Raw genomic sequence first — 4,997 nt, forward strand, 5'->3', positions numbered from 1 at the left:
AAKGGGGAGACTCCCGTGGGAGAAGGAAGTAGGCAAGCGCAGCCCGAGGAAGCTCGCCGGTTCCCCCACAGGAAAGCGAGTCCTTCCCCAAAGACCCTAAAACCACACATACATATTGAAATCGAGTCTTCCGTAATCCTGCACTATTGTTGAATAGCTTTTATAATCGCTTATTGATTAAATGAATCATTGAAAAAAGTATCAATAATTTAGCCTTTAGTTTCACCACTTAAGAGAGATCGTCAAATGACAACAATCCATATTATTTACTTCAGAAGTGAGAATAATTTTCAAACCATCAGGGTTGTAACTCGTTTTCATTCCACTATCCAATCCAGTTGATTTCAATAGTTGATTGACCTTTTGTTTTTCGTTATTTTGTGCTGCATCCATCACATCTTTGGCAAAAGAACTTGAATTTGCAAGTTTCTGCATAAGAGCGTCTGCTTTCTTCATCAGTTGATGCATCTCTGTCGCAGAGCTAGTAAATATCCCAGGGTCTACAGGAGGATAGGGTCTTTGCAATATTTCTTGATTCTGATAAGGGTGATAAATTCGATTAGGAATAAAATAATAGGGTGATTGAACAGGGTATCCGTATGTGTTCCAATACATATTTTCCGCCCCTTCTTTTGCATCACATTCTATAGTATATGTAATGGACTAAGAAGAGGAAGTTGTCACCTCCCCTCCCTTAACCCTTCGGAATAAAAATCTTTAGAACACCATCATTAAAAGATGTCTTAATATCAGACTTTGAAATGCTTCGGGCGACAGGAATAAACCGCTCCATTCTCTGATAAGACTTTTCTTCATGATAACGGCCCTTATCTTCGTGTTGAATGATCGACTGCCTAGAGTCTTCCAACCCGATTTTCAAAAAACCGTCCAGCACATCCAATTGGATTTGTTCTATAGAATATCCGCCCAATTCTGCCTCAACCATATAGTAGCTTTGCGTCTCATACGACTTTACTTCAAACGGAAATTGTAGTATTGAGGAACTTAATCGCTCTAAAGCTTTATCAAAAAAAGAATCAACGCTACTCATAATTTGATAAAAAGAATCATCGAAAATTTTCGGAAGATTGTTCCGGTTTGAACTCATCGCTTTTACCTCCTCTACTCTTTACACTTACAACATATGCCTGAGGCTTTGGAGTGTCATATTTGAAGAATAGATTGGGTATCAGCCCAACTTCCCTCTCTTCCTAAGGAGTTCGTGTGACCTGATGGGTAATATGAATATTTTTCTCCAATTGTTCGGCATCTGCCCGCGAAAAGCGAGTTACTTCCCCCAACAACCTGCTTCACATACCGAGAAAGGAACCGAAGATCCTCTCGAAATCAAGTCTTCCAGAATCCTGCATTTATGCTGAATACCCCTTTTAATCCTTTTGTTCATTACTGATTTATACTTGTTACAGTGGTCAAGGCAAAAAATAAAAAGCGCAGCCGATCGCTGCGCTTTCACGTTATTCAACTGAAAAGATGTAAGAATAAATGGGCTGTCCACCATTATGGATCTCAACCTCAAGGTCTTCAAACGTCTCTTCAATATACGCTTCCAACAGAGAAACGTCTTTATCATCAACATCTTCACCAGTGAGAATAGTTAAAATCTCATCCTCATCTTCATCAATCATTTGGTTCAACAACGCCTTCGCTGTTGTTAATGCATCTTTATCTGTCGAAGAGATCTTCCCATCTGAAATACCCATGAAGTGACCTTTCTCAATAGTCAGTCCTTCAATCTGGGTATCACGGACAGCATAAGTAATTTGACCAGTCTTCACTTCGCTCATAAGACCCGTCATTTCATTCTTATTCGCTTCAAGATCAGCTTCAGGATTAAAACCTAACATTGCACTCATCCCTTGTGGAATACTCTTTGTAGGGATGACAACTACTTCTTCATCTGCAATCTCAGCTGCTTGTTCTGCTGCCATAACGATGTTTTTATTGTTAGGAAGAATAAATACTTTATTCGCATGTGCTTCCTTTATGGCCTCAGATAAATCCTGGGTACTTGGGTTCATTGTTTGGCCACCTTGAATGACTACAGTCGCTCCAAGACTTTCAAACAGCTTTTTAATCCCATCTCCCATGCTCACTGTAACAATACCGTATTCAGCTTTTTCTTGTGCCGGTTTACTCTTTTTCTTCTTGTCACCGACAATCGAAGTATGCTGCTCACGCATATTTTCAATTTTCATATTTATTAAGCTACCGAACTGTTGCCCCAGGCTTAACGCTTCTCCAGGATGTTCAGCGTGAACGTGAACTTTGATTAAATCTTCATCTGAAACGACCAGCAATGAATCCCCGAGTTCACTCAATTGTTGTCTGAATTGTTCTTCATCATAAGGATTATTCAGAAGCTTCTCTTCTTCAAATTTGACCATGAATTCTGTACAATAGCCGAATTCGATATCTTCCGTATTCATGAAGTCTTGAGCTAGCTTATGATGTTCTGCATTAACCATATCATCCATGGAAGCGACTTCTTCCACGTCAGGCATATCCTCACCTTTTAGATTGGCTAGTAACCCTTCATAAATGGTCAGAAGCCCTTGCCCACCACTGTCTACAACACCGACTTCTTTTAACACTGGTAAGAGATCAGGCGTCCGTTTCAGTGAAGCTTTGGCTGCTTCTACTACACCCTCAATGAACGGTACAAACTCACTTTCTTTTTCTGCTAACTCTATTGAGGCTTCAGCAGAGTCTTTAGCAACAGTCAAAATCGTTCCTTCGACAGGTTTCATAACAGCTTTGTAAGCCGTTTCTACTCCACCTTGAAGAGCACTCGAGAAATCATTGGTTGTCAGAACATCTTTTTCTTCAATGGCTTTCGAGAACCCTCTGAACAATTGAGATAAAATGACTCCTGAGTTCCCTCTTGCTCCCATCAATAACCCTTTGGCTAAGGCTTTCGATACGATCCCAGCATGATTCTCATCCACTGTCTTCACTTCTTCCGCGCCGGAAGTCATTGAGAGATTCATATTGGTTCCTGTATCTCCGTCTGGAACCGGGAATACATTAAGGGCATCAATCATTTGTGAGTTCTTCTTTAAATGATGGGCCCCTTGTAAGATCATTTCGGCTAATGTCTTGCCGTCTAACTTTTGTAACGTCACGCTTACTTCCTCCTTTGACTGCACCGCTTACCTATTCACTTGTTACCCGTACACCCTGAATGAAAATATTCACGGAATCCACAGATAATCCAACTGTTTTATTAAGTGTATATTTCACCTGTGATTGGACGTTATGTGCAACTTCAGATATTTTCGTACCATAACTTACGATGATATACATGTCTATATGAAGGTCGTCGTTTTCCTGTCTAACGACCACGCCTTTTGAAAAATTCTCTTTTCTAAGCATTTCTGTAAACCCATCACGAATTTGATTTTTAGATGCCATTCCAACGATCCCATAACATTCTACAGCAGCTCCTCCTGCAATAGTGGAAATGACTTCATTACTGATCGTAATATGACCATATTTATTATTCAAATCAACGGACATATATATCCTCCTTTTTACTGCTCATCTTCTATCCCATATTATAACACAATGAAGGGAATGAAAACGCTATGATTACGTGCTGAAAATGAGACTGTTACCCCTATTATACTTTGTATCAATTCATAGTATCTGTCAAGAGAAAATTCTTGATATAATTTAAGTTGCTATATTGCAAACACGCATTTGATATGATACAGTTACTAAGTATCTGATGATTTATGTATGTAACAGGAGGGATTTTCATATGGCACGCAGAAGTGTAATTTCTGGTAAAGGTACACGTTCCGGAAACCACCGTTCACACGCAATGAACGCTAATAAACGTAAATTCAAAGCTAATGTTCAAAAAGTGCGCATCCTTGTGGATGGCAAACCTCAAAAAGCTTATGTCACTGCACGTGAATTAAAATCTGGTAAAGTTCAACGCGTATAATTGAACTTTACCATCGAAGAATTTTCTTCGATTAAGAAAAGCACCCCCTAAGAGGGTGCTTTTTTTATTGTAAGAATAGGATAAGACCCGCATCGCGGCAATTGCCGTATTGATGCGGGTCTTATCCTGGGTATCGAGCCTAGTCGGACACAAAACCCTAGTCTTTTTTAAAAGTACTTATGACTGCGCGCACTATACCCCCGACAAACCTCGGGAGTTTGATCGTATAAAACTTCAAAGAGCCCCCTCCTCATATATAAAGCTAATGCGAAACGCCCTTCGTTATCCTCTATTGGTCAAGTCTTTACTTCTTATTACTAAGAGTATGCCAGAATCAAAAGAAAAAGTACCTGCTTCTTGAATCAGCCTGTTTGATATGCATAACGTAGACCCATAAGGTAAATAGGCATTAGTCAAAGGATAATAAAAACCGGTGAGCGATAAGTTTTTTACTTCCAATGTAATTGGCAGAAAAGAAAGGTAAGGATATTGCTCATCCGCTTCAATTGTATGCCTGCCCGCAGAAACTAATTCCACCTGATTCTGAACATCAATAATTTTAGCTTTTACATTCTTTTGCAGTAGAGGATAAAGAAGCTGGATGTTTGCGAGTGAATGATCCATTCTCCCCCCGGTTACCCCGAATAATAGAATATGCTCAGGGTTACACTTCAGTGCCTCCATGATTGCAAGTTCGAGATCCGTTTCATCCTTTTCGTTCGGGTACTCTTTGTAAGATTTAGCTTGGGCCTTGATGGTTTTATAAGATGATTTACTAACCGAATCGAAATCACCAATAGCCAGGTCTGGGATGATTCCTTGTTCCAATATGACTTCCGCTCCTTGATCGGCCCCGATCCATAGCTGTTCACTGGTAACATAAAGAGATAAATCAGGGACAAAAGGTTTTGGCCCTCCGCCTACGACAACAACCGTTCTGCACACTGCCTTTCCTCCTCCTTGTCTATAGAAAAAAGCCCCGAGGAATCGAGTGTCCGCTTCCTCCGGGCTTTTTTTATTTTTTGTG

The 4,997-nt window shown here is 40.1% G+C and carries 7 protein-coding genes; 1 reads left to right on the plus strand and 6 read right to left on the minus strand.

Features of this window, described 5'->3' with window-relative positions:
- Nucleotides 1–222: 222 nt before the first annotated feature.
- The 4 genes from LD39_RS13120 to LD39_RS13135 form a co-directional block, all read right to left on the minus strand.
- A complete protein-coding gene (locus LD39_RS13120; protein WP_052158864.1) occupies nt 223–615 on the minus strand; it encodes a hypothetical protein in 393 nt (130 codons plus the stop codon).
- Between the two features lie 79 nt (nt 616–694).
- The gene (locus LD39_RS13125; protein ID WP_035547573.1) at nt 695–1,108 is read right to left on the minus strand and encodes an Hsp20 family protein; all 414 of its coding nucleotides are present in this window, start codon (nt 1,106–1,108) and stop codon (nt 695–697) included.
- A gap of 367 nt (nt 1,109–1,475) precedes the next feature.
- Nucleotides 1,476–3,143: a DAK2 domain-containing protein gene (locus LD39_RS13130; protein ID WP_035547576.1), complete on the minus strand. Its 1,668-nt coding sequence runs from the start codon at nt 3,141–3,143 to the stop codon at nt 1,476–1,478.
- Nucleotides 3,144–3,174: 31 nt separating this feature from the next.
- Entirely contained in the window at nt 3,175–3,537 is a 363-nt protein-coding gene (locus tag LD39_RS13135; RefSeq protein WP_035547579.1) for an Asp23/Gls24 family envelope stress response protein, read from the minus strand.
- A gap of 244 nt (nt 3,538–3,781) precedes the next feature.
- Here LD39_RS13135 and rpmB point away from each other — a divergent pair, with 244 nt between their 5' ends.
- A complete protein-coding gene (gene rpmB / locus LD39_RS13140; RefSeq protein WP_035547582.1) occupies nt 3,782–3,970 on the plus strand; it encodes a 50S ribosomal protein L28 in 189 nt (62 codons plus the stop codon).
- Between the two features lie 157 nt (nt 3,971–4,127).
- Here the strand turns inward: rpmB and spoVM are convergent, their stop codons facing one another.
- Together spoVM and LD39_RS13150 are read right to left on the minus strand one after the other, a co-directional pair.
- Nucleotides 4,128–4,208: a stage V sporulation protein SpoVM gene (spoVM, locus tag LD39_RS13145; protein ID WP_035531293.1), complete on the minus strand. Its 81-nt coding sequence runs from the start codon at nt 4,206–4,208 to the stop codon at nt 4,128–4,130.
- Between the two features lie 44 nt (nt 4,209–4,252).
- Nucleotides 4,253–4,997 (minus strand): thiamine diphosphokinase (locus LD39_RS13150; protein WP_369793245.1); only part of this gene is annotated, 745 nt, incomplete at its 5' end.

It is taken from the genome of Halobacillus sp. BBL2006 (assembly GCF_000786645.1).
Taxonomy (GTDB): Bacteria; Bacillota; Bacilli; order Bacillales; family Halobacillaceae; genus Halobacillus.